This is a genomic window from Mycobacterium sp. NAZ190054 (assembly GCF_001545925.1).
Classification (GTDB): Bacteria; Actinomycetota; Actinomycetes; order Mycobacteriales; family Mycobacteriaceae; genus Mycobacterium.
The window spans coordinates 24,809-46,197 of sequence record NZ_LMVQ01000002.1; the positions used below are offsets into that span (position 1 = coordinate 24,809).

At 67.1% G+C, this 21,389-nt stretch carries 22 protein-coding genes and 2 pseudogenes; 10 read left to right on the top strand and 14 right to left on the bottom strand.

Annotated elements, in window-relative coordinates:
- Positions 1 to 18: 18 nt before the first annotated feature.
- Genes ASJ79_RS00455 through ASJ79_RS00465 form a run of 3 tightly spaced genes read right to left on the bottom strand, consistent with a single transcriptional unit; the run spans position 19 to position 3,190 of the window.
- Entirely contained in the window at positions 19 to 1,179 is a 1,161-nt protein-coding gene (locus ASJ79_RS00455) for an acyl-CoA dehydrogenase family protein (protein ID WP_067952290.1), read from the bottom strand.
- Positions 1,176 to 2,003 carry an enoyl-CoA hydratase family protein gene (locus tag ASJ79_RS00460; protein WP_067952291.1) on the bottom strand — a complete coding sequence of 276 codons (828 nt, stop codon included), beginning with the start codon at positions 2,001 to 2,003 and terminating at the stop codon, positions 1,176 to 1,178. The genes ASJ79_RS00455 and ASJ79_RS00460 overlap by 4 nt, the downstream gene beginning before the upstream one ends.
- Positions 2,000 to 3,190 (bottom strand): acyl-CoA dehydrogenase family protein, encoded by a 1,191-nt coding sequence (locus tag ASJ79_RS00465; protein ID WP_067952292.1) that lies wholly within the window; start codon positions 3,188 to 3,190, stop codon positions 2,000 to 2,002. The genes ASJ79_RS00460 and ASJ79_RS00465 overlap by 4 nt, the downstream gene beginning before the upstream one ends.
- A gap of 111 nt (positions 3,191 to 3,301) precedes the next feature.
- Here ASJ79_RS00465 and ASJ79_RS00470 point away from each other — a divergent pair, with 111 nt between their 5' ends.
- Complete coding sequence (locus ASJ79_RS00470; RefSeq protein ID WP_067952293.1) at positions 3,302 to 4,057, top strand: enoyl-CoA hydratase-related protein; 756 nt, start codon at positions 3,302 to 3,304, stop codon at positions 4,055 to 4,057.
- 5 nt (positions 4,058 to 4,062) lie between these two features.
- Here ASJ79_RS00470 and ASJ79_RS00475 read toward each other — a convergent pair whose 3' ends face one another.
- Entirely contained in the window at positions 4,063 to 4,815 is a 753-nt protein-coding gene (locus ASJ79_RS00475) for a FadR/GntR family transcriptional regulator (RefSeq protein ID WP_067952294.1), read from the bottom strand.
- Between the two features lie 66 nt (positions 4,816 to 4,881).
- Here ASJ79_RS00475 and ASJ79_RS00480 point away from each other — a divergent pair, with 66 nt between their 5' ends.
- From ASJ79_RS00480 to ASJ79_RS00500, 5 genes are all read left to right on the top strand, one after another.
- Positions 4,882 to 5,646, top strand: a complete 765-nt coding sequence (locus ASJ79_RS00480) for an SDR family NAD(P)-dependent oxidoreductase (protein WP_067952295.1) — start codon at positions 4,882 to 4,884, stop codon at positions 5,644 to 5,646.
- A gap of 151 nt (positions 5,647 to 5,797) precedes the next feature.
- Positions 5,798 to 6,886, top strand: a complete 1,089-nt coding sequence (locus tag ASJ79_RS00485; RefSeq protein ID WP_067952296.1) for a tripartite tricarboxylate transporter substrate binding protein — start codon at positions 5,798 to 5,800, stop codon at positions 6,884 to 6,886.
- Between the two features lie 22 nt (positions 6,887 to 6,908).
- Positions 6,909 to 9,029, top strand: coding sequence for a tripartite tricarboxylate transporter permease (locus tag ASJ79_RS00490; RefSeq protein WP_067952297.1), 2,121 nt, complete (start codon positions 6,909 to 6,911; stop codon positions 9,027 to 9,029).
- Positions 9,030 to 9,110: 81 nt separating this feature from the next.
- On the top strand, positions 9,111 to 10,496 hold the full coding sequence (locus ASJ79_RS00495; RefSeq protein ID WP_067952298.1) for an MmgE/PrpD family protein: 1,386 nt from the start codon (positions 9,111 to 9,113) through the stop codon (positions 10,494 to 10,496).
- Positions 10,493 to 11,623, top strand: a complete 1,131-nt coding sequence (locus tag ASJ79_RS00500; RefSeq protein WP_067952299.1) for an amidohydrolase/deacetylase family metallohydrolase — start codon at positions 10,493 to 10,495, stop codon at positions 11,621 to 11,623. Before ASJ79_RS00495 ends, ASJ79_RS00500 begins: the two co-directional genes overlap by 4 nt.
- A gap of 133 nt (positions 11,624 to 11,756) precedes the next feature.
- On the opposite strand, the gene ASJ79_RS00505 is transcribed toward ASJ79_RS00500, so the two are convergent.
- Positions 11,757 to 12,068, bottom strand: coding sequence for a hypothetical protein (locus ASJ79_RS00505; RefSeq protein WP_067952300.1), 312 nt, complete (start codon positions 12,066 to 12,068; stop codon positions 11,757 to 11,759).
- Between the two features lie 12 nt (positions 12,069 to 12,080).
- Positions 12,081 to 12,254 carry a hypothetical protein gene (locus ASJ79_RS31835; RefSeq protein WP_156448226.1) on the bottom strand — a complete coding sequence of 58 codons (174 nt, stop codon included), beginning with the start codon at positions 12,252 to 12,254 and terminating at the stop codon, positions 12,081 to 12,083.
- Positions 12,255 to 12,396: 142 nt separating this feature from the next.
- Here ASJ79_RS31835 and ASJ79_RS00510 point away from each other — a divergent pair, with 142 nt between their 5' ends.
- Positions 12,397 to 13,374 (top strand): phosphotriesterase, encoded by a 978-nt coding sequence (locus tag ASJ79_RS00510; protein WP_067952301.1) that lies wholly within the window; start codon positions 12,397 to 12,399, stop codon positions 13,372 to 13,374.
- 81 nt (positions 13,375 to 13,455) lie between these two features.
- Here ASJ79_RS00510 and ASJ79_RS00515 read toward each other — a convergent pair.
- From ASJ79_RS00515 to ASJ79_RS00545, 7 genes and pseudogenes are all read right to left on the bottom strand, one after another.
- Positions 13,456 to 13,725 (bottom strand): annotated as a pseudogene (locus ASJ79_RS00515) (SAM-dependent methyltransferase); the annotation flags it as partial.
- Between the two features lie 22 nt (positions 13,726 to 13,747).
- Entirely contained in the window at positions 13,748 to 14,446 is a 699-nt protein-coding gene (locus ASJ79_RS00520) for a haloacid dehalogenase type II (protein ID WP_067952302.1), read from the bottom strand.
- Entirely contained in the window at positions 14,447 to 15,409 is a 963-nt protein-coding gene (locus ASJ79_RS00525) for an NADPH:quinone oxidoreductase family protein (protein WP_067952303.1), read from the bottom strand.
- Entirely contained in the window at positions 15,409 to 16,272 is an 864-nt protein-coding gene (locus ASJ79_RS00530; RefSeq protein WP_067952304.1) for an SDR family oxidoreductase, read from the bottom strand. Before ASJ79_RS00530 ends, ASJ79_RS00525 begins: the two co-directional genes overlap by 1 nt.
- Positions 16,273 to 16,302: 30 nt before the next feature.
- Complete coding sequence (locus ASJ79_RS00535) at positions 16,303 to 17,718, bottom strand: aldehyde dehydrogenase family protein (protein WP_067952305.1); 1,416 nt, start codon at positions 17,716 to 17,718, stop codon at positions 16,303 to 16,305.
- 84 nt (positions 17,719 to 17,802) lie between these two features.
- On the bottom strand, positions 17,803 to 18,732 hold the full coding sequence (locus ASJ79_RS00540; protein WP_067952306.1) for a class I SAM-dependent methyltransferase: 930 nt from the start codon (positions 18,730 to 18,732) through the stop codon (positions 17,803 to 17,805).
- A gap of 59 nt (positions 18,733 to 18,791) precedes the next feature.
- Positions 18,792 to 19,427 (bottom strand): TetR/AcrR family transcriptional regulator, encoded by a 636-nt coding sequence (locus ASJ79_RS00545; RefSeq protein ID WP_197420029.1) that lies wholly within the window; start codon positions 19,425 to 19,427, stop codon positions 18,792 to 18,794.
- Positions 19,428 to 19,593: 166 nt separating this feature from the next.
- Here ASJ79_RS00545 and ASJ79_RS00550 point away from each other — a divergent pair, with 166 nt between their 5' ends.
- The 3 genes and pseudogenes from ASJ79_RS00550 to ASJ79_RS00560 form a co-directional block, all read left to right on the top strand.
- Positions 19,594 to 20,160, top strand: coding sequence for a TetR/AcrR family transcriptional regulator (locus tag ASJ79_RS00550; RefSeq protein ID WP_067952308.1), 567 nt, complete (start codon positions 19,594 to 19,596; stop codon positions 20,158 to 20,160).
- Between the two features lie 49 nt (positions 20,161 to 20,209).
- Positions 20,210 to 20,674, top strand: coding sequence for a hypothetical protein (locus ASJ79_RS00555; RefSeq protein WP_369803599.1), 465 nt, complete (start codon positions 20,210 to 20,212; stop codon positions 20,672 to 20,674).
- A pseudogene (locus tag ASJ79_RS00560) lies at positions 20,674 to 21,222 on the top strand (FUSC family protein); the annotation flags it as partial. The gene ASJ79_RS00555 and the pseudogene ASJ79_RS00560, both read left to right, overlap by 1 nt.
- On the opposite strand, the gene ASJ79_RS34905 reads toward ASJ79_RS00560, so the two are convergent.
- The gene (locus ASJ79_RS34905) at positions 21,195 to 21,341 is read right to left on the bottom strand and encodes an alpha-(1->3)-arabinofuranosyltransferase family protein (protein ID WP_369803600.1); all 147 of its coding nucleotides are present in this window, start codon (positions 21,339 to 21,341) and stop codon (positions 21,195 to 21,197) included. The pseudogene ASJ79_RS00560 and the gene ASJ79_RS34905 overlap by 28 nt on opposite strands.
- Positions 21,342 to 21,389: the final 48 nt, after the last annotated feature.

Consider the following 21,389-nt stretch of genomic DNA (forward strand, 5'->3'; position numbering starts at 1 on the left):
GTTGTTGCCTGTTGCCGGTCAGCGGAATGCCCCGATACCGGTCACCGCCTGCCCGATGCTCAGCGCGTGCATCTCCTCGGTGCCTTCATACGTCGCCACGGTTTCGAGATTCGCCATGTGCCGCATGGTCTGGTGGTCAAGGGTGATGCCCGCAGCGCCCAACATTCCACGCGCCGTGCGAGCCACGGTCAGCGCGGCGTTGACGTTCGCGAACTTGCCGTAGCTGATGTGTGCCGGCTCGGCGCGGTGCTCATCCTTGAGTCGAGCGATCCGCAGGGCCGCGAGCGCCGCGTTGTTGACGGCCACGACCATGTCGGCGAGCTTTCGTTGAGTCAGCTGAAACGACGCGAGCGATTTGCCGAACTGTCGACGCACGGTGGTGTAGTCCAGAGCCTCCTCGTAGCACGACCGTGCCGCACCCACGACGCCGCACAGGATGCCGAAGCGTGCCTCGTTGAGGCATGTGAGCGGGCCCTTGAGTCCGCGAACCTCGGGGAACATCGCCGATGCGGGTAGCCGCACGTCGTCGAGTACGAGCTCGGCAGTCACCGAAGCACGCAGCGACAGTTTGCGTTTGATCGGGACAGCGGTGAATCCGGGGGTGCCGGTCGGGACGACGAAGCCGCGGATGCCGTCTTCGGTGCGCGCCCAGACCACGGCGACACCGGCGAAGGTGCCGTTGGTGATCCACATCTTCGACCCGTTGAGCACCCAGTCGTCGCCGTCGCGGCGGGCGGTCGTGCGCAAAGACCCGGGATCGCTTCCGGCCTCGGCCTCGGTCAGGCCGAAGCACCCCAGGACGTCGCCAGTGGCCATCTGCGGCAGCCATTCTGTCCGGTGTTCCTCGGTGCCCCAGTGATGGATCGCGAACATCGCGAGCGAGCCCTGCACCGAGACGAAGCTGCGCAGCCCCGAGTCGATGGCCTCGAGCTCCTGGCACGCCAGGCCGTAGGAGACGGCGTTGGTACCGGCGCAGCCATAGCCCTCGAGATGCATCCCGAACAACCCCAGCTTGCCCAGACCGGAGGCGATGTCGCGGGGTACGTGGCCGGCCTCATACCACTCCGCCACGTAGGGCGCTAGCTCCGATCGCGCGTAATCCCGCACGGCATCGCGGAGTTCACGCTCATCGGACGTCAGCGTGTCATCGATGAGCAGGTAGTCCTTCGGGTTGATCATCGACCCTCCCACTGCGGTGTCTCCTTGGCGTTGAAGGCACGGTGGAACTCGGCGTGATCCTTGGTGGTCATCAGTAGCGCCTGGGTCATCGCGTCGAGCTCCATCGCAGAGGCGATCGGCATGTCGAGCTCACGGGTAATCAACGACTTCGTCTGCGAATAGGCCAGATACGGGCCCGTGGCCAAGCGCTGAGCCAGAGCGGAGACCTCATTGTCGAGATCTTCCGGTTCGACGAGCTTGGACACAAGGCCGTAGCTCTGCGCGGTGGCCGCGTCAATGGTGTCGCCGAGCATCAGCAGTTCGGTCGCGCGGGTGTAACCGATGGCGCGCGGCAGCAGGTAGGCCGCGCCCATGTCACCACCGGACAGTCCCACCTTTGTGAATAGGAACGCGAATTTGGCCTTGGGCGTGCATATCCTGAAGTCCGATGCCAACGCCACGACCGAACCGGCGCCGGCGGCGATTCCCTGCACCGCGGAGATGATGGGCAGCGGACATTCCCGCATGGCACGAATCGCATCGCCGGTCATCTTCGTGAAGCCCATCAGATCCCGCGCGTCCATTTTGATCAGCTCGCCGATGATCTCGTTGACGTCACCGCCACCGCAGAAGCCCTTGCCCTCGCCCTTGATCACGAGCACCCGGGCGCCCTCCATGTGCGGCAGCTGACCCAGAAGGTCCCGCAGGTCGGCGTAGCTCTCGAAGGTGAGCGGATTCATCTTCTCGGGCCGATTCAGGGTCACGGTGGCGACGCCGTCCTCGAGCGCAAACTTGAAGTGTTGCCACTTCTGGGTGATGTCCGCTGATGCACGGTACCGCATCATGCACTTCCCTCTCTTCCGGTGATATTCGTATCTGCTTTGGCACGTTGGGTTTTGACGAGATGACGACCGATGATGGTGCGCTGCACTTCGGAGGCGCCCTCGTAGATCCGGGGTGCCCGGACATCTCGGTACAGCTGCTCCAGGAGGTGGCCGCGTTGCAGGGCCCGGGCACCGTGGAGTTGCACCGCGCGGTCGACCACGTACTGCGCGGACTCCGTGGCCTGCAACTTCGCCATGGCCGCCAGGTAGGAGATCTCCTGCGCGGGACGGCCGCAGTCGTAGGCGGTGGCCGCCGCGTAGACCATCAGGCGGGCACCGGCGGTTCTGGTCGCCATACCCGCGAGCTGGTGCTGCACACTGGGCTGATCGGCCAGGTACGCACCGTAGATCTCACGTTCCGTCGCCCACCCCACCGTCGCATCGAGAGCGGCGGAAGCCATGCCCACCGCGAATGCTCCGACGCTGGGCCGGAATAGGTCTAGCGTGCGCATGGCCACCTTGAACCCTTCTCCCGGTGCTCCGATCATGTCATCGTCGGTCACGCGCACGCCGTGGAAACTCAGTTCACCGAGGGCGTGGTCGGAGATCATGTCGAGAGGCCGCCCGCTCAGTCCATCGACATCGCCGGGTACCGCGAACGCCGACACTCCCTTCGCCCCCTCACCGCCGGTGCGGGCGAAGACGGTGTAGAAGTCGGCATCCGGGGCATTCGAGATCCACGTCTTGGACCCGTGCAGCCGCCATGCACCGGGGCCGTCGACGTCGGCTGACAGGGCCAGGCGAGCGGCGTCCGACCCGGCGCCGGACTCCGACAACGCGAATGCGGCGACGACTTCACCCGAGACCACGCCCGGCATCCACCGCTCGATGGTTCCGGGCTTGCCCGACTGCAGGATCGGATAACTGCCCAGGCCCTGCAGTGCCAGCGCGGTCTCGGCATGCGTGTCGACGCGCGCGAGCGTCTCACGCAACAGGCAAAGCTGCATGGCGGCTGCGCCCTGCAATGGCTCGTCGGGGGTGCCTCCGAAGAGCGCGCGCAGCAGCCCTGTGTCGCCCAGTGACCGGACCAGATTGCGGTCGACACGCCCAGTTGCTGCCTCGACGCCGTGCCGCAGCTTGTGGCGGGCGATGTCGTCGACCCGCGCAACGAAAGCAAGCTGCTCCGGCGTCAGCGCGAACTGTTGCATTGAGTGGTCCTCCAAACGCAGGCATTCCGTTATGCCAACCGTTTTAGCATAATAAGTATGCTAATACTACCGTTAGCGGTACTAGCTGCGGGAATGACAGAAGGGAGCGTCATGAACGACGTGCGGATTGACGTGCGGGACGGAATCGCCACGCTGACCTTGAATGCGCCCCGGCGGCTCAATGCGATCACGCCCGAGATGGCTGACGACATCGCCGAACACTGCCGCGCAGTCGAGGCCGATCCCGACATCGCGGCCCTGGTGGTGTGCGGGGCGGGCGACTCGTTCTGCTCGGGCGCCGACCTGTCCAGCCTCGGCGAGGTGTCGGAAGATCCGTTGCGCGACGACAACTTCGACGCGATCGAACGGATCTACCGCGCGTTCCTCGCCGTGGAGGAACTCGATGTTCTGACCGTGACCGCGGTGAAGGGAGCCGCGGTGGGCGCAGGCCTCAACTTGGTGCTCGCGACCGACATCCGCATCGTCGCCCATGACGCGCGGCTAATGTCCGGCTTCGTGAAAAAGGGCCTGCATCCTGGCGGCGGGCACTTCGACCTGTTGGCGCGGTCGTCGTCACCTCAGGTTGCGTGCGCGCTGGGGCTGGCGGGACAGCGGATCAACGGCGATGACGCGGTGCGCCTCGGCCTGGCCTGGGAAGCCACCGGCGCCGGCAGCGTGGACGCGCGCGCCAGGGAGGTAGCCGTGGGAGTCGCCGCAAATCCCGCCGTGGCACGGGCGGCCAAACGCTCGATCCGGCTGTCGGTCACCGAGCGCGCCACCCGGCGGGCGGCGGTGCAGATCGAGCGGGTGCAGCAACTGCGCACCGTGCGGCGGGTCGGCTCGGCAGTCACCGGGCGCGCCGAGTGACTCCGCTACTCCCCGTAGTGCGTTTGCCGGAGATAGCCCACCCAGCGGTCGCGTGGGAGGATCGGCCCCTCGAGCCGGCCGGCCTGATTCATCACCTTCTCGAACGCCTCGATGTGCTTGAGCATCACCGACGCCGCGGTGTCACCATCGCCGGCCATGATGGCAGCGGCGATCTTGGCGTGGGCCCTGCCCGCGGCCTTCACACCCTCGGTGGGGATGTCGTCGACGCGCGTCTGCCACCCGACGACGCGATTGATCGCCGACATGATGGTGCGCAGAACATCGTTTTCGACGCAGTCGACCAGCAGGTCGTGGAAGGCGGAGTCGCCGGCGGAATCGTCCTCGGCGAACTCGATCAGCTTCTGCTTCTGCTCATCGGTGGCGTCGTGGGCCGCGGCCGCGGCGACCGCGGGCTCGATGAGCTTGCGGAATTCGAAGATGCTGCGCAACGGCGTGCCGCCGACCGTCAGCAGCGTCGCCAGCGACCGGCTCACCACGTCGATCTCGGGGTGGCTGACCATGATCCCGCCGCGCGGGCCACGCCGGATCTCGATGAAGCCGTCGGCTTCCAGAAGCCGCAGCGCCTCACGTACGGTGCCGCGGCTCAAGCCGAACATTTGGATCAGCTCGGGCTCGGACGGCAGCGAGTCGCCCGGCTCGAGGTGCTGTTCGAGGATCTGGGCGCGCAGTTCATTGGCCAGGGCTCCAGATGCTTTGGGCAGCCTGATCTGGCGCGGACCCGAACGGTTGACCGCCATTGCTGAAGTACACCCCTCCCAGCTGGCCAGCACTCATAATAATCAGAATCCTAAGGAGCCTAATTGATGTCCGCTGCATCTACCCGTAAGGCCGTCGTCACCGGGGCGGGCACGGGCATCGGGCACGCCACCGCGTCGAGTCTGGTGGACCAGGGTTACGACGTCGTTCTGGTAGGGCGCCGCGAGCAGCCCCTACGTCGCGCCCGCGCACGGATGACCCGGCCGGCCGCCGCATCGGTCCACCTCTGCGACGTCACCGAGGAGGCGGCGGTCACGGCGCTGTTCGAGGCGATCGGACCGGTCGACGCGCTGGTGTGCAACGCGGGCACGGCCATGTCGGCCCCATTCGGCCGCACCGGCCTGGACCAGGTGAACGAAGCCTTCACCGTCAACGCCGTCGGGACGTTCCTGTGTCTGCGCGCCGCCTTGCCGGGAATGAAGGAGCGCCGGTGGGGCCGCGCCGTGGTGGTGTCGTCGATCTCCGGTGTGGTCGGCGCACCGTACATCGCCGCGTACACGGCGTCGAAGCACGCGGCCATCGGTTTCGTCCGTGCCGCGGCTGCCGAGATGGCCGGCACCGGCGTCACGGTGAACGCCGTGTGCCCCACCTACGTGCGCACGCCGATGACCGAGCGAACCATCGAGCAGATCTCGGCCAAGACGGGTCGCGATGAGAGTGAAGCGGCCGCGGCACTGGGCGCCGGGTCTCCGCTCGGGAGGCTGCTGGAACCACAGGAGGTGGCGCACGCCGTGAGCTTCCTGTGCTCCGATCTGGCCGGCGGTATCAGCGGACAAGCCCTGGTCATGGACGGCGGCGGCGTTCAGCACTGAACCCCGAAGTGCAATTAGGATAATAATTAACCGAAACTATTGACCATGGCGATGAGGCGTCACTAACATCCTGCCCACGGGTGTGAGACCCGTCACCGAACATCGTCGTTAGGAGACTCCCGTGCACCCCAGATCCTTGTTCCGGAGAGGAATGAAAGCCGCGGCCATTACCGTGGTCGCCGCCCTCGCACTCAGCGCATGTGCCCGCGAAGCCAGCACCGACTCGGCCGAGCCGGCCGACAACACAGAGATGTCCGCCGAGCAACTCGAACAGGTGTGGGCGGGCAAGACCGTCCGCTTCATCTGCAGCGAGTCCGCCGGCGGCAGCCTGGACACCACGTCGCGCGCCATCGGCCGGCACCTCGGCAAGCACTTGCCCGGTAACCCCCGCGTGGTGGTGGAGAACATGGAGGGCGGCGAGAGCCGCATCGCGACCAACTACATCTACACCGCCGAGCCCAACGGCCTGGTGATCGGCATGACCGATATCAACATCCCGTTCTACACGCTGCTCGGCGAGGGGGAAGCCGAAGGTGTTCGCTGGGATCCGAACAACATCAACTGGTTGGGCAGCACCTCGAAGGCCCCGCAGGTGCTGGCGATTCACAGCCGCACAGGTATCGACCCGAAGGATCTCGACGCCATCCGGGCTGCCAACATCAAGCTGCCCTACGGCGCCGTCGGTGACGGTCCGCACACCGCCCACGTCCTGATCAATGAAGTGCTCGACCTCAACCTGCAGCCGGTGTTTGGCTACGGCGGCTCCACCGAGCGCATGCTCGGCCTCGACCGTGGCGAGGTCGACGGCACCGTGAGCACCTGGGACAGCCTCAAGCGCCAGAAGGGCGAAGAACTGGCCAACGGCACGCTGCTCCCGGTGCTTCAAATCGGTGGACCGATCGACGACCCCACCATGGAAGGCGTCCCGACTATCTCCGACCTGATCGCCGGCAACCCGGAAGAAGACAAGAACCTGGTCGGCGTGGTCGCGGATCGCTACGAGTGGGCCCGTCCGATCATGGCGCCGAACGGGACCAATCCCTCAGTACTGCAAGCGCTACGGACCGGTATCACCGACACCCTGTCCGACCCTGACTTCCTCGCCGAGGCGGAGAAACTGGGCATCGACATCGAACCTGCCACCGGCGAAGAAGTCACCGAACGCATCGATGCCTACCTGCAACTTGACACCGCCGCGGTGGAGCGCCTGCAGACCGCGATCGGCGCCGACGGCAGCTAGTCAGTAAAGAGGAGAAGAAACGATGTTGCAGGAACTCGGACTGTTCGTCTCAAGCCTCGGAAGCGTCCTGTCCTGGCCGACGTTCGGGTTCCTGCTCATCGGAATGGGTCTCGGCTTCCTAGTCGGGATCCTTCCCGGTCTCGGTGGCAGCACCGCCCTGGCGTTGATGCTGCCGTTCACCTTCGCCATGGAGCCGGTGTCGGCGTTCGCCTTTCTGTTGGGCATGGGCGCCGTCACCGCCACCACCGGTGACCTGACGTCCATACTGTTCGGCATCCCCGGCGAGCCCAGTTCGGCAGCAACCGTTTTCGACGGCTACCCGATGACCAAGCGCGGTGAACCGGGACGGGCCGTCGGCATCGCCCTGGTCAGCTCGCTGATCGGCGCGCTCATCGGCGCCTTGTTCCTGGCGTTCGCCGTACAGATAGCCAGACCGGTGGTACTGAGTTTCGGTCCACCGGAGTTCTTTATGGTTGCTGTCGTCGCGCTGTCCTTCGTGGCGACGCTGTCGGGTCGCGCGGTCGCCAAAGGCCTCATCATGGCCTGCATCGGATTCCTGGTCGCCTCGATCGGGCAGGACCCGGGCACGGGACGGGTCCGGTTGAGTTTCGACATCCCCTACCTGTTCGACGGCATCTCCGTCGTACCGGTAGTCGTCGGTCTGTTCGCCGTCCCCGCAGTGCTGGCCATGATGTCCATGAAGGGAAACCAGCAGAACTGCAGTAGTGCGCCTTCGATCCAAGGCTGGACCGTGGGCGCCCGTGACGCGATCAGCCGATGGTGGCTCATCGTACGATGCAGCGCCATCGGCATCTTCTGCGGCATGCTGCCCGGCGTGGGCGGCAGCTCGTCACAGTTCATCGCCTACGCGCACGCCAAGCAGACCTCCAAAGCACCGCACGAATTCGGCGCCGGTTCGGTCGACGGCCTCGTCGCGGCCGGCTCGGTGAACAACGCCAAAGAGGGTGGCGACCTGGTGCCGACCGTCGGGTTCGGTGTCCCCGGGAGCGGCCAGATGGCGATCCTGTTGAGCGCCTTCTTGATCACCGGCCTGACCCCCGGCCCGGCCATGCTCACCGACCATCTCGACGTGACGTTCTCCATGGTGTGGACGTTGGTGGTGGCCAACATCATCGGCGTAATCCTGTGCCTGATCTTCCTCAAGCAGATCTGCGGGATCACCCGGCTCCCTGTCCGTCGCCTGGTGCCGTTCCTGCTGGTGTTCATCGCGATCGGTGCGTTCACGGCGACGAATTCGTGGAACGACGTCATGGTGATGTTGACCTTCGGTGTGATTGCCGTGTTCGCCGGCCGCTGGGGTTGGCCGCTGCCGCCGCTGCTTCTGGGACTGGTTCTCGGGCCCATGCTCGAGAGCAGTTACTTTCTGTCCTACGAGCTCGACGACGAAGGGTTCTCCTGGCTCGGCCGCCCTTTGGTGCTGGTGATGATCGGCCTACTGGTGCTGAGCTTCGGTGTGCCGAGGCTCAAGCGCTGGATCGACCGCCGGGCACAGCGATCCGTGTCGGACGACCTCCCGCGCGACGGCCGACCGGCGGAGACTGCGCCGGCGAACGAGTCTGCCGGCCGCTGGCGGGTGATGTTCAGCGCCACGGCGCTGCTGGTGGCGCTCCTGGTGATCTGGCAGATGCAGTTCGCCGGAGACATCCCGTTACGCACCAAGCAATTCCCGCTGCTGGCCGCGGTGCCGATGGCCCTGCTGTCGGCCTACCAGCTGCTGATGGACCTGCGCGGTCTCCGGCGCCGGCGCCCCCCAGCGCAGCCGACGACGGGTCCAACGCCCCCACCGGTGCACCAGCCCGGCGCCACCGCTGAGGGCAACCAGCGGGTCGCGATCCTCGAGCAAGTCACGGTGGACACCGACGTGACGTCGTTCGCCCGGGAGGAGGCTTCTTCGATCACCTGGAAGGCCACCGTCGCCTTCGCCCTGTTCTTCGTCTCCCTCTACGTCAGCGGGTTCACCATCGGTATGCCACTGTTCGCCGGGCTTTACCTGCTTCTTATCGCCCGCGTGAAGTGGTGGGCTGCGGTGCTGGCGGCCGCCGCCACCTACGGCTTCCTGTGGTTGGTGTTCATCCAGGTGGCGCCGATCCCACTAATGCCAAGTCAAGTATTCGGCTGGTAACAGCCGCAATTGAAGGGTGTCCTACGGCCAGCGTCGGCCGCAGGACCGATAGTTCGCGAGATTACGGAGAGGTCGATACCGGTGAGAGAAACCCAGCAGCTCAGCGAGTACATCGCGGGGCTGAAGTACGAGGACCTGCCGCCCGCAGTCGTGGAGCAGGCGAAGATCGCCATCCGCGACGCCATGGGCGTGGCACTGTATTCTGCCAACCTGCCATGGACGACGATCGTCTCGGAGTTTGCCGGCGAATCCGGGGCTGCGGGGCCCGCAACGCTGTGGGGGCGTCCCGGCTCGCTGTCGGCTCCGGCCGCCGCGATGGTGAACGGCACGGCCGCCCACGGAATCGAGATGGACGATCGGAGCGCGGCTCTCGATCTGCACAATGGCGCGCCCACCATTCCGGCCGCGATCGCCACGGCCCAGTACAGCGGTGCCAGCGGACGTGAACTGATCACCGCCGTGGTCGCCGGTTACGAGGTCGCCTATCGGGTCGCGCGGGCCACCCAGGGTGGTATCACCCGCTTCTACTGGGTGAGCATCCGCAGCATCCTCGGCGCCGCGACCGCCGCCGCGATGGCCAACCGGCTCGACGCCAACGGGCTGGTGAACACGTTGGGCATCGTCGGCAGCTTCGCGTCCGGATTGCTCGCTCACATGCAGGAGTCCAAGGGCACCATGGTCAAACGGCTGCAAGGCGGCGGCTGGCCGTCGCAGGCCGGCGTCACTGCGGCCCTGCTTGCCGGCCGCGGCTTCACCGGCCCCTCCACGATTCTGGAGGGAGAGTTCGGCATCTGCTCGGCCTTCTCCACAGAGAAGGCACCCCGGATGGAAGCGCTGGTAGCAGACCTCGGCGCTGGTTTCGAGATCACCGGTTGGGAGACCAAACCCTATGCCGCCGTGGGCCACCTGCACAGCACCATCGATGCGATCGGCGAACTCCGCGGCCGGCCGGGATTCGAACCCGGGAACGTGACCGCGATCGAGGTCGCCTGCTCGACGAAGATCACCCCGAACGTCGACAACATTCCGCCGCAGTCATTGATGGCCGCACAGAGGAGCCTCAACTTCATCGCGGCGACGGCGTTGTTCTACGACCTGCGCGACGCCGGCACCTGGCGCGAGGACATCCTCGACGACAAGCGCTTGACCAGCCTGGTGCCCCATGTGACCACGGTGATCGATCCGGCGATCGAAGAGATCTACCGCGCCACCAATGACCATGGTGGAGTGCGGATCACGGTGACGATGGAGGACGGCAGCACCCACACGGCGGCGGTCCGACACGCTGTCGGCACGCTCGCCAATCCCATGAGCAAGGAGCAACTCGTGGGCAAGTACTCGCTGCTGGCCGAGCGGACCTTACCCGCCGAACAGGTGCACGCGTTGTCTGCGTGGATTGATGACCTGGACCAGCACCAGGACCTCAGCGACCTCGACGCTCTCGTCACCCCGAAGGATGGCAAATGACCAACGACAGTTACGACCTGGTGATCGCCGGCGGGCGTGTGCTCGACCCGGGCGCCGGCATCGATCAGCGCACCGACGTCGGCGTCAAGGACGGGAAGGTGGCCGTACTCGGCGACCTGTCCAATGCGGCGGCCCGCGAGCGGGTCGACGCCGTAGGCAGAATCGTCACCCCCGGCCTGGTGGACCTGCACGCGCACGTCTACTGGGGTGTCGGCCGCGGCGTCGACGTCGACCAAGACTGCCTGCCACGCGGTGTCACCACCGTCGCCGACGCCGGTAGCAGCGGATCGCTCAACTTTCCCGGCTTCAAGCGCTACATCGTCGAGCCGGCCCGGACCAGGGTGATCAACTTCCTCCACCTGTCCTACATCGGCCTGGTCGGCGGCACCCCAATGGGGGAGTTGATCAAGGAGGAATGGGCCGACCCGGAAGGCACCCTCGAGACCATCAAGGCCAATCCCGGCATCGTCAAGGGCGTCAAGGTCCGGCTCGAAGAACGCGCAGTCGGCAGGCGCGGCAAAGAGATCATGTCGGTCGCCCGCGAGGTGTGCGCGGCGGCGGATGTACCGCTGATGGTGCACATCTGCGGGGCCACCGATCCGCTCGCCGAGCTGCTTCCCTACTTCGCAGCGGGAGACATCGTGACGCACATGATGACCGGCCGCGGCAAGGCGCAGCTGCTCGAGGACGACCAGCTGATCCCTGAGGCCATCGACGCTCGGGAGCGGGGTGTGGTATTCGACGTCGCCCACGGCCGCAGCCACTTCCCGTTCCGCGTGGCCGAGCGGCTGATCGGCGACGGCTTCCTGCCGGATGCCATCAGTACCGACGTGACCAGCTTGAGCCTCAAGGGCGCGGTCCGCGATATGCCCTACATCATGAGCAAGCACCTCGCGCTGGGCATGAGCCTGGAGGACGTCGTCGAGGCGTCCACCGCAGGCCCGGCGAAGGCACTTGGCATGGCCGGCGAGATCGGCAGCCTCGCGGTGGGCCGGGAGGCCGACATCGCCGTGCTGGAGCTAGTGGACGCCGATGAACTGATCACCGACACCGAAGGCCAGGAGCGGGCTCTCAAACAGCAGCTCGTGCCGACCGCCACGGTGCGCGCGGGAACGCTGGTCGCCTAACGCACTTCAGCGACAGGCCCGCTGTCCGCAAACGGACAGCGGGCCTTCGTCCACTTGCGACAAGTTCTGCACTTTTTGCACAGGATGCGTGAGTGAGTGTGCGGATCACTCCGGTCAACAGGCGTGGGTGTCGTCACGTGGCTCTCGATGGCGGCTGGATTCGCTCAGTCGGGACGGACGGCAATGAAGTGCCGCAGCCCTCGACGAACGCCTCGATGTCCCGTTCAAAGGCGAGGTCCTGCCCGGTCTGGCGCGTGCCGTGCTGGCCCAGATGCTCGTCCCAAGACCGCACCCACGCATCTCGACGAACGTGTGCGATCGCCCGCGGGCCCGCACCCAAGCGTGCAGGCTGAGCTACATCGAGAAGTTTCAGCATCGACAGCGCCAACAGCCACGACGTACCGCCGAGGACGAGCACGACCAGCACGACGGAAAGCACATACACGGTGGGCGACGGTCACAGCGTCTTCTGACCGACGTTCTCTTCCTGCCGAAACAGCACACCGCACCCGACACCGCGCCGATGCCCAGCGCGCCGAGCATGTACCCCGGAGGCCGACAAGCCCATCTGATCGACGGCGATCACGGCCAGCAACCCCCACAACGCACTGCCGGGCGCGATGAACAGCACCGCGCGGCAGGATCCGGCGCACCACCGGCGACTGCGCACAAAACCGGCCGCTGCCGTCACGGGATACCCGCAACCGCGGAAGCTAGTGGGCGATCGCCACCAAGCGGTAACGGCACGGTCTTCCTGCCCTAGCATCAGGCCTGTGCGACAAATCGATACCGCCCGGGGAGCGATTGACACCGAGGCGCTGGGCGTCACACTCATGCACGAGCACGTGTTCATGATGACGACCGAGATCCACGTAAACTATCCCGACGCCTGGGGTGACGACGCGACGCGCGAGGCGGATGCCCTCAGCCGGCTCAACGAACTCAAGGCGCGCGGCGTCGACACCATCGTCGACCTGACCGTGATCGGCCTGGGCCGCTACATCCCCCGGATTGCGAGGATCGCGGCGTCAACCGACCTGAACATCGTCGTCGCGACTGGGCTCTACACCTACACCGATGTACCGTTCCATTTTCACTTCCGGGGCCCCGGCACTGCGTTGGGCGGTCCGGAGATCATAACCGAGATGTTCGTACGCGACATCGAACACGGTGTCGCTGACACTGGCGTGAAGGCGGCGATCTTGAAGTGCGCCACGGACGAACCCGGACTAACCCCGGGTGTGGAACGCGTGTTGCGGGCGGTCGCGCAGGCCCACCGCCAGACCGGGGTGCCCATCTCTACCCACACCCATGCCGGCACCCGCCGCGGGCTCGATCAGCAGCGTGTGTTCGCGCAAGAGGGCGTCGACCTGTCCCGCGTGGTTATTGGGCACTGCGGAGACACCACTGATCTCGACTACCTCCAGGAACTCATGGGGGCCGGCTCGTACATCGGGATGGATCGCTTCGGCGTCGACGCCTACCTGGCTTTCGAGGACCGTGTATCGACGGTGGCGACACTGTGCGAGCGCGGCTACGCCGATCAGATGGTCCTGTCACACGACGCGTCCTGCTATTTCGACGCGCTCCCGGAGGAGACTTTGCCTGTGGCCATGCCGAATTGGCACTATCTCCACATCCACGACGACGTGCTGCCCGCTCTGCGCGAGCGTGGCGTCAGCGAGGAACAGATCACCACGATGCTCGTCGACAATCCGCGCCGCATCTTCGAGCACACGGGCGGCTACTGACATGGTCGCCGGGTTCCCCAATCAAAACGCAATTCTCCGCACTGGCCACCCGTGAGTCGGACGCCCGGCCGGCCCGAACGTCGGGCCGCTTCCGACGTCGAGCGCGGTGCCGCCGACCGGGATGTTCAACCATTCCGTGGGTTCCTGCCACGCCGTCATCAGGCGCCGCGCCACCGTCTGGGCGTTGTCGTAGAGCAGCGATCCGAGCCGCGACGCCCACAGCGCCTGCACCGCGCCGGCGTTCCGGTCCCGCTGCTCACCGAGCAGGTCGAGATATCCGTTGCTGGTGTCGGGGTTCTCCGGCGGGTCGGCGAGCAACCGCTCGGCCTTTCGCAACGCGGCTTCGGTCATGAGTCCACGGTACGCCGGCGGGTCAGGCGCCCAGTTGATCTGCCAGATGGCGCAGATCGTCTGCCGTGACGTCGAATTCGCGGTCATCGGGCCGGTGCACCGTACGGCCGGGACCGTATTCGAGCGGCCGGTGGACGAACGCGGTCCGCAGCCCGGCGTCCCGCGCCGCGCGCAGATCGGAGGGATGCGCCGCGACCAGCATCAGCTCGTCGGGCGCCACATCCAGGATCTCGGCGCAGCCGACGTAGACCTCCCGATCGGGCTTGTAGTGCCGGAAGATCTCCGCCGACAGCACACAGTCCCACGGCAGCCCCGCGTGCTTGGCCATGTTCGTCAGCAGCGACACGTTGCCGTTCGACAGTGTGGTGATGACGAAGCGCTGTTTGAGTCTGGCCAGGCCGGCGACCGCGTCCGGCCACGGAACCAGCCGGTGCCACGCCCGGTTGAGCTCGTCGATCTCGTTGTCCGCCACCGTGATGCCGGCCGCGTCGAGCAACTCGACGAGGCGGCCCCGGTGCAGATCGTCGAGTCGGGTCCACGGCAGCTCGCCGCGGCGCACCCGGTCCATCGCCGGGACGTAACCGGCCCGCCAGTCGTCGGCGAGGCGCGGCCAGTCTCCTGTCACACCGTTGCGCCGGCCGAATTCAGAGAGTGCGGCGATGACGCTGGAGCGCCAGTCCACGACCGTGCCGAACACGTCGAAGGCCAGCGCGCGAATCATCTACGGCTCCAGGACGAGTTTGCCGTTGACCGCACCGCCGGCGAAGGCCTGCAGCGCGGCCACCCCGTCCGACAGCGGGAACCGCACCGGCGCAGGTGGTCTGAGCCCCTCGTCGACAAGAGTCGCCAGCGCCGCACCGACCTGCGCCTGCGCCCCGGGCGTGCGGTTGACGAACTCACCCCAGCCCACACCGACCACACTGACGTTGCGCAGCAGCAGCCGGTTCACCTTGACGGTGGGAATCCCGCCGGCGGCGAATCCGATGACCAGCAGCCTGCCCTCGGTGGCCAGCGCGCGGATGGCGTCGTCGAAGGCGGCACCGCCGATCGGGTCGACCACCAGATCGACGCCACGGCCGCCCGTCTCCGCCTTGACCGCGTCCAGCCACCCGTCGGTGAGCGGCAACACCACGTCGGCGCCGAGTGACTCCACGAACTCGGCCGCCGACGGGCGGTGCACCATCGCGATCACTTTCGCGCCCAACGCTTTCGCGATCTGTACCGACGCTGTGCCGATGCCTCCGCCGGAGCCGAGCACCAGCACCGTCTCACCCGCCTGCAGCCCACCACGGCGCTGCAGCGCGAAGTGCATCGTGTAGTAGTTGCCCAGCAGGCACACCGCCGACCCGTCGTCGAGCGCGGCGTCGGTCGGGACCACGCTCCGCACCGGCACCGCCACCTGCTCGGCCCACGCGCCCAGCAGGCTGAACGCCGAGACCCGCTGGCCGGCAACCAGACCCGAGCCCTCGAGAGCGGACCGCACGGTTCCGGCGACCTCCAGGCCCGGGACGAACGGCGCCGGCACCTTCATCTGGTATTCACCGCGCAGCATCAGCAGGTCGGGGAAGCAGAGGCCGGCGGCCCCGACGTCGAGGACGACGGCATCGCCGCTGTGCACGTCCTCGACGTCGGTGTACGCCAGCCCGGCCGGCCCTGTCAGCTCTTGTGCGACAAGCGCTTTCATCAACCGAGGCTGAAGGTGGCCCGTTCGGCCGCCGACAGATCGGTGATCTCGCCCCACTTGGCCGCGACGTCGTCGACCGAGGGCACCTCGGTGAACGTCACGCCGCTGTTCTGGAACAGCGCCACGCGCTGCACCTTGCCGCCGCCGACGATGAACACCGAGGCGGTGTCGGGCACCTCCTCGGTGCACAGGTAGGACACGATCGGGGCCACGTACTCCGGGGTGAGCTTCTCGAACACCTCGGGCGGGAGGATGTCCTGGGTCATGCGGGTCGCGGCGATCGGCGCGATCGCGTTGGCCTTGATGTTGTACTTCGCGCCCTCCTGGGACAGCGTGTTGATCAGGCCGACGAGACCGAGCTTGGCGGCACCGTAGTTGGCCTGACCGAAGTTGCCGAACAGACCGCTGGTCGACGTCGCGACGACCACGCGACCGAAACCGTTCTCGCGGAAGTGCGGCCACGCGGCGCGGATCACGTTGTAGCCGCCGTACAGGTGCACCTTGAGCACGGCGTCCCAGTTGGCGAACTCCATCTTGTGGAAGGTGCCGTCCCGCAGGATGCCCGCGTTGCTGACCACACCGTCGACCTTGCCGAACTCGTCGATCGCGGTCTTGATGATGTTGGCCGCACCTTCGGGTTCGGCGACGGAGTCGTAGTTCGCCACGGCGCGGCCGCCGGCGTCCTTGATCTCCTTGACCACCTCGTCGGCCATCGCCGATCCGGATCCGGTACCGTCCCGCGCGCCGCCGAGGTCGTTGACGACCACGCTGGCGCCCTCACGCGCGAGCGTCAGCGCATATTCGCGGCCGAGGCCACCTCCGGCGCCCGTGACGACGATGACACGATCCTGCACTCCTGGCACTGATGTTCCTCTCTTGAAGGTTTGACCGGCTCAGAACAGCTTGCGCGCCAGTTTCCACGCCTTCTCTGTATACGGGGGATAGATCATGGCGGTGAGGTCGGGTCGGGTCGGCTTGGTCAGCACCGACTTGCGGTGGCTGAACTCCTCGAAGCCGAACTTGCCGTGGTACGCGCCCAGCCCGGACGGCCCGACACCGCCGAACGGCAGCTTGTGGGTGGCGAAGTGGAACAGCAGGTGGTTGATCAGCATGCCGCCCGCGGGCACCTCCTTGATCACCCGCTCCCGCACCGCCTTGGCCTTGGTGAACAGGTAGGCCGCCAGCGGCTTGGGCCGGGAGTTCACGAAAGTGATTGCCTCGTCCAGGTTCTGGACGGTCACGACGGGCAGGATCGGGCCGAAGATCTCGTCGGTCATCAACGGTTCGGCCGGATCGGGGTCGACCACGACGGTCGGTGCGATCTTCAGGTTGGCGGCGTCGGAATCACCCCCGACGGCCACCTTGCCCTTGGTCGCGGCCAGCGCGTTGGCGAGCCGGTTGAAGTGCCGTTCGTTGACGATCTTCTTGCCGCCGGTGTTGCCGGCCTCGAACGTGTCGACCGCCTGGCGGAGGGCGTCGACGAGCTTGTCCCGGATCGGGGCCTCGGCCAGCACGTAATCGGGCGCGATGCAGATCTGGCCCGAGTTGATCAGCTTGGTCCACGCGATGCGCTTCGCCGCCACCTCGATGTCGGCGTCGGCCGCGACGATCACCGGGCTCTTGCCGCCCAGTTCCAGGGTGACCGGCGTCAGGTGCGACGCGGCGCTCTCGTACACCTTGCGGCCGATCTCGGTGCCGCCGGTGAAGATCAGATGGTCGAAGCCCTGCCCGATGAGCTCCTGACTGACCGCGCCGTCGCCCTCGATCACGGCGATCGCGTCGTTGTCGAGGTAGCGCGGCACCAGCTCGGCCATCAGCGCCGACGACGCGGCCGCCACCTCGGAAGGCTTGAGCACCATGGTGTTTCCGGCGGCGATGGCGCCCACGGCGGGCCCCAGTGTCAGCGCGAACGGGAAGTTCCACGCGCCGATGATCAGCACGGTGCCGTAGGGCTCGTACTCGACCCAGCCGCGGCCGGGCAGCTGCGACATCTCCAGCAGCCGGTGCCGGCGCTTCATCCACTTGCCGACGTTCTTGGCCGCGTAGGCGGCTTCACCGGTGGTGCTGGCCACGTCGGCCAGCCACGCCTCGAACGGGGAGCGGCCCAGATCCTTTTCCAGCGCTTCGGCGATCGCGCCCTCGTTCTCGGTCATCAGGCGTTCGAGCGCATGCAGCTGCTCCTTGCGCCACTCGACGCTGCGGGTGCGGCCGGTCGCGAACGTCCCCCGCAGCTTGCGGACGACGGCGGGGATGTCGGTGCTGGTCACGCCGCCGTCGGCGTGCACAGGTACGACGGATTCGGTGGTCATGATGGGGTCCCTTCCTGACCTGAGGAGTACCCGCATCGTAGCCAACCACCCGGTTGGTGAACAGGCGTCAAGCCCGCCGACGGATCAGACTTTCACGCCGACGGTGAACGTCGAGAAGGACTGCTCGTCGCTGTCGGCGATCTCGACCATGCGGTCGAGCCGGCGCATCTCGTCCCGCGACGGCACCTCGCGTGCCGTCCAGCCGTGCGCCGACAGCCACTCCGCGACGTTGGCGCGGTCCGGATCCTCGTAGGTGAGCTCGGTGATGTCCATCGGCTCGACGTCGATCTGCGCGGTGATGGCCGCGAACCGTTCCCGCATCCGCTCCCGCCGATCCTGGGCGTGGAGGCCCATCGACTCCGCGGCGACCCGGCTTCCGGCCGCGCTGAGTTCGGTGACCTGTGCGAAGAGCCGGTCCTGCGCGTCGGCGGGCAGGTACATCAGCAGTCCCTCGGCGAGCCACGCGGTCGCCGCCGCGGGGTCGAAGCCGGCGCCCTTCAGCGCGGCGGGCCAGTCCTGGCGCAGGTCGATCGGCACCTCGCGGCGGTCGGCGGCGGGCTGCACGCCGTGCGCGGCCAGGGTCGACGTCTTGTACTCCAGCACCAGCGGCTGGTCGATCTCGTAGACGGTGGTGCCGGCGGGCCAGGCCAGCCGGAACGCGCGCGAGTCCAGGCCCGAGGCGAGGATGACGATCTGGCGGATCCCGGCCTCGACCGCGGCGGTGAAGAACGCGTCGAAGAAATGCGTCCGCACGGCCTGGTAGTTCTTCATGTGCTCGAACAAGGCACCGATCTCGGGATCGGATTCGGTCACCTGGGCGACGAACCCGTCGTCGACGACGTACTGCCAGGAACCGGCGCCGGCCCCGGAGACCAGCAACCGCGCGTACGGGTCGGTGATGAGCGCGTCGGGGCGTTCGGTCTCGGCCGCCCGCGCGGCGGCGACCATGACGGCGGTGGCCCCGACGCTGGAGGCGATGTCCCAGGTGTCGTTGTCGGTGCGGAGGGAACTCATCACGGCCCCTTTCGATCGGAAGCGGCTTTACTTTGCAACCCTAGCTAATCGAAAGGGGGCTATTCGCTGAGATTCCAGAGCTTGTTGGCCAACAGCAGTTCGAGTTTGTGCACCACCGCGCCGAGTTCGCTGCGGTCGCCGACGAAGCCGGCGTAGAAACCCATCCCCCACACCACGGCGACGAGCATCTCCACCAGGTAGTTCACGTCGGTGTCGGTGCTCAGTTCGCCGCGCTGCACCGCGTCGTTGACCGCCCAGGACACGAACGCGCGGGAGTTCTTCAGCGAATCGTGTTCGTCGTTGCTGAGTTCGGGATGGCGCTGCGCTTCCAGCACCGAGGTGACCAGGAAGGCCGCTGCCGAGCGGTCGTCGGATTCCGACTGGGTGGCCACCGACAGGAACGCCGACAACCGGCCGATCAACGTGGTCTGCTCCTGCGCCCGGGCAATGGCCCTGCTGACGATCGTCGCGTTGATCTGCTCGACCACTTCGGCCCACAAGACACGTTTGCTGGCGAAGTAATGGTTGATGGCGGGACGGGTCAGATCGGCGCGGATGGCGATCGCCTGGAACGTCGCCGCGTCGTAGCCGAGTTCGCTGAACACATCGCGCGCGGCATGCAGAATGCGCTCCCGTGTTTCAGCGGCCTTCGCTGCGGGAGGGCGTCCTGGGCCTCGGCTAGCCGTATACGGCACGGTCAAATTGTGCCACACGTCACCCGGTGCTTCGCGACGCCATCTCGAGCCGTTACCCGAGGGTGATCCGGCAGCAAACCCTTGTGCCGTCAGACCGGCCCGCCGGCCCGTGTCGCACCGGCCCGTGTCTGTTCGCCGCCCCGTCGGCGAACTAGGGTCTTCGACCATGGGGGCCGTGGCGTCGCGCGAGGCGTTCTTCGAGGCCGGACTCGATGTGCTGTCCGACCTCGGATACGGCGGGCTGAAGCTCGCGGAGGTGTGTGACCGTCTGGGCGTCACCACCGGGTCGTTCTACCACTACTTCTCGAACTGGCCCGCGTTCACGCAGCAACTGGTCGCGCACTGGCACGAAGGCATGACGCTGCAGATCGTCGAGGCCTCGCAGGCCGAGACCGATCCGCGGCGCCGCATCGACCGGCTGATCGATGCGGCGCTGGCCCTGCCGCACAGCGCGGAAGCCGCCATCCGCGTCTGGAGCGCGGTCGATCCCCAGGTGCGCTCGGTCCAGGAAGCCGTCGACCGGCAGCGCTTCGACGTGATGTACCACGCCGCGCTGGAGATCCTGCAGCAGCCGCGGCAGGCCGAACTGTTCGCCGCATGGGCGCTCTACCTGCTGGTCGGCTACGAGCAGGCGATCCTGCCGGCGGACGCGACGGGCCTGCGCTGGATCGGCGACCAGCTGCTCGGGGCGCTGGACACGGGCCTGTTCACCTCGGTGCCCGGTCGTGAGTGAACCCGCCGCTTCCGAGGTGGACGAAGCTCCCGTCGAGCACGTGGTCGCGATGCTGCGCGAGCGCCTCTACGGCGCGATCTCGTGCCTGGCGACACTGGTGGTGCTGACGCGCTACACCGAGGACGACACCAGCGGCTGGGCCCGCATGCTCGACGTCGGGGTCACCATGGGCGGGTTGTGGGCCGCCAGCCTGCTGGCCGACTGGGTCGCGCACATGAGCGTGCACAGCCGGAAACCGCGCGGCGTCGAGTTGTGGCGGATGCTGCAGTGTTCCGGACAGATTCTGCAGGCCGCGCTGCTGCCGCTGCTCGCGTTGGGCAGCGCGGCCGTGGACCTGCTGGACACGGACACGGCGATGTGGGTGGCCAAATGGATCCTGGTCGTCGAGCTGGGGTTGATCGCGCTGGCGGCCGTGCGGCGGACCCGCCTGCCGCTGTGGCAGCAGATCCTGACGGTCGTCCTGCTCAGCGGCGTCGGGTTGTTGGTGATCGGCATCAAGGTCCTCGCACACTGATGGTCGCCGCGCTGCACGGGCTGCGGGTTCGCCTGGTGCGACGCATCGCTCAGCGGGACCCCGACAGCGACGCACTGCGGCGCGCCTTGCGGGCCGCGGTGGTGGTGCCGCTGGCCGCTGCGCTGAGTTTCACGCTGGCCGGCGACAGCGCCCAGACGCCGCTGTTCACCATCTTCGGGTCGATCGCGCTGCTGGTGTTCTCCGACTTCCCGGGCAATCGGCAGAACCGGGCGGTGGCCTACGCCGGGCTGGGCTTCAACGGGTTCGTGCTGATCACGCTCGGCACCCTGGTGGCACCCCATCCGTGGGTGTCGGTGGCGACGATGTTCGCGCTGGGAGTCGCGGTCACGTTCTCCGGGGTGCTCAGTGAGACGGTCGCAGCCGGCCAGCGGGCCACGCTGCTGACCTTCGTGTTGCCGGCCTGTACGCCGGCCGGCCCGGTCGGTGAGCGACTGCTGGGCTGGGCGATCGCGCTGGCGGTGTGCGTGCCCGCGGCACTGTTTCTGCTCCCGCCGCGCCATCACGGCCAGCTGCGCCGCCGGGCGGCCACCAGCGTGGTCGCCAGCACGGCCACCGAACCGGTCACCAGCGGTGTGCCCGCCGTGGCCGACGGTGCGACATACGGCGTCCAGGGTCCGGTGCCGCGCAGCACGTCGGTCCGCCACATCCACTGCGTGATCCCCCCTGCGGGACGTGGTAGGAGAGGGGGCTGGCG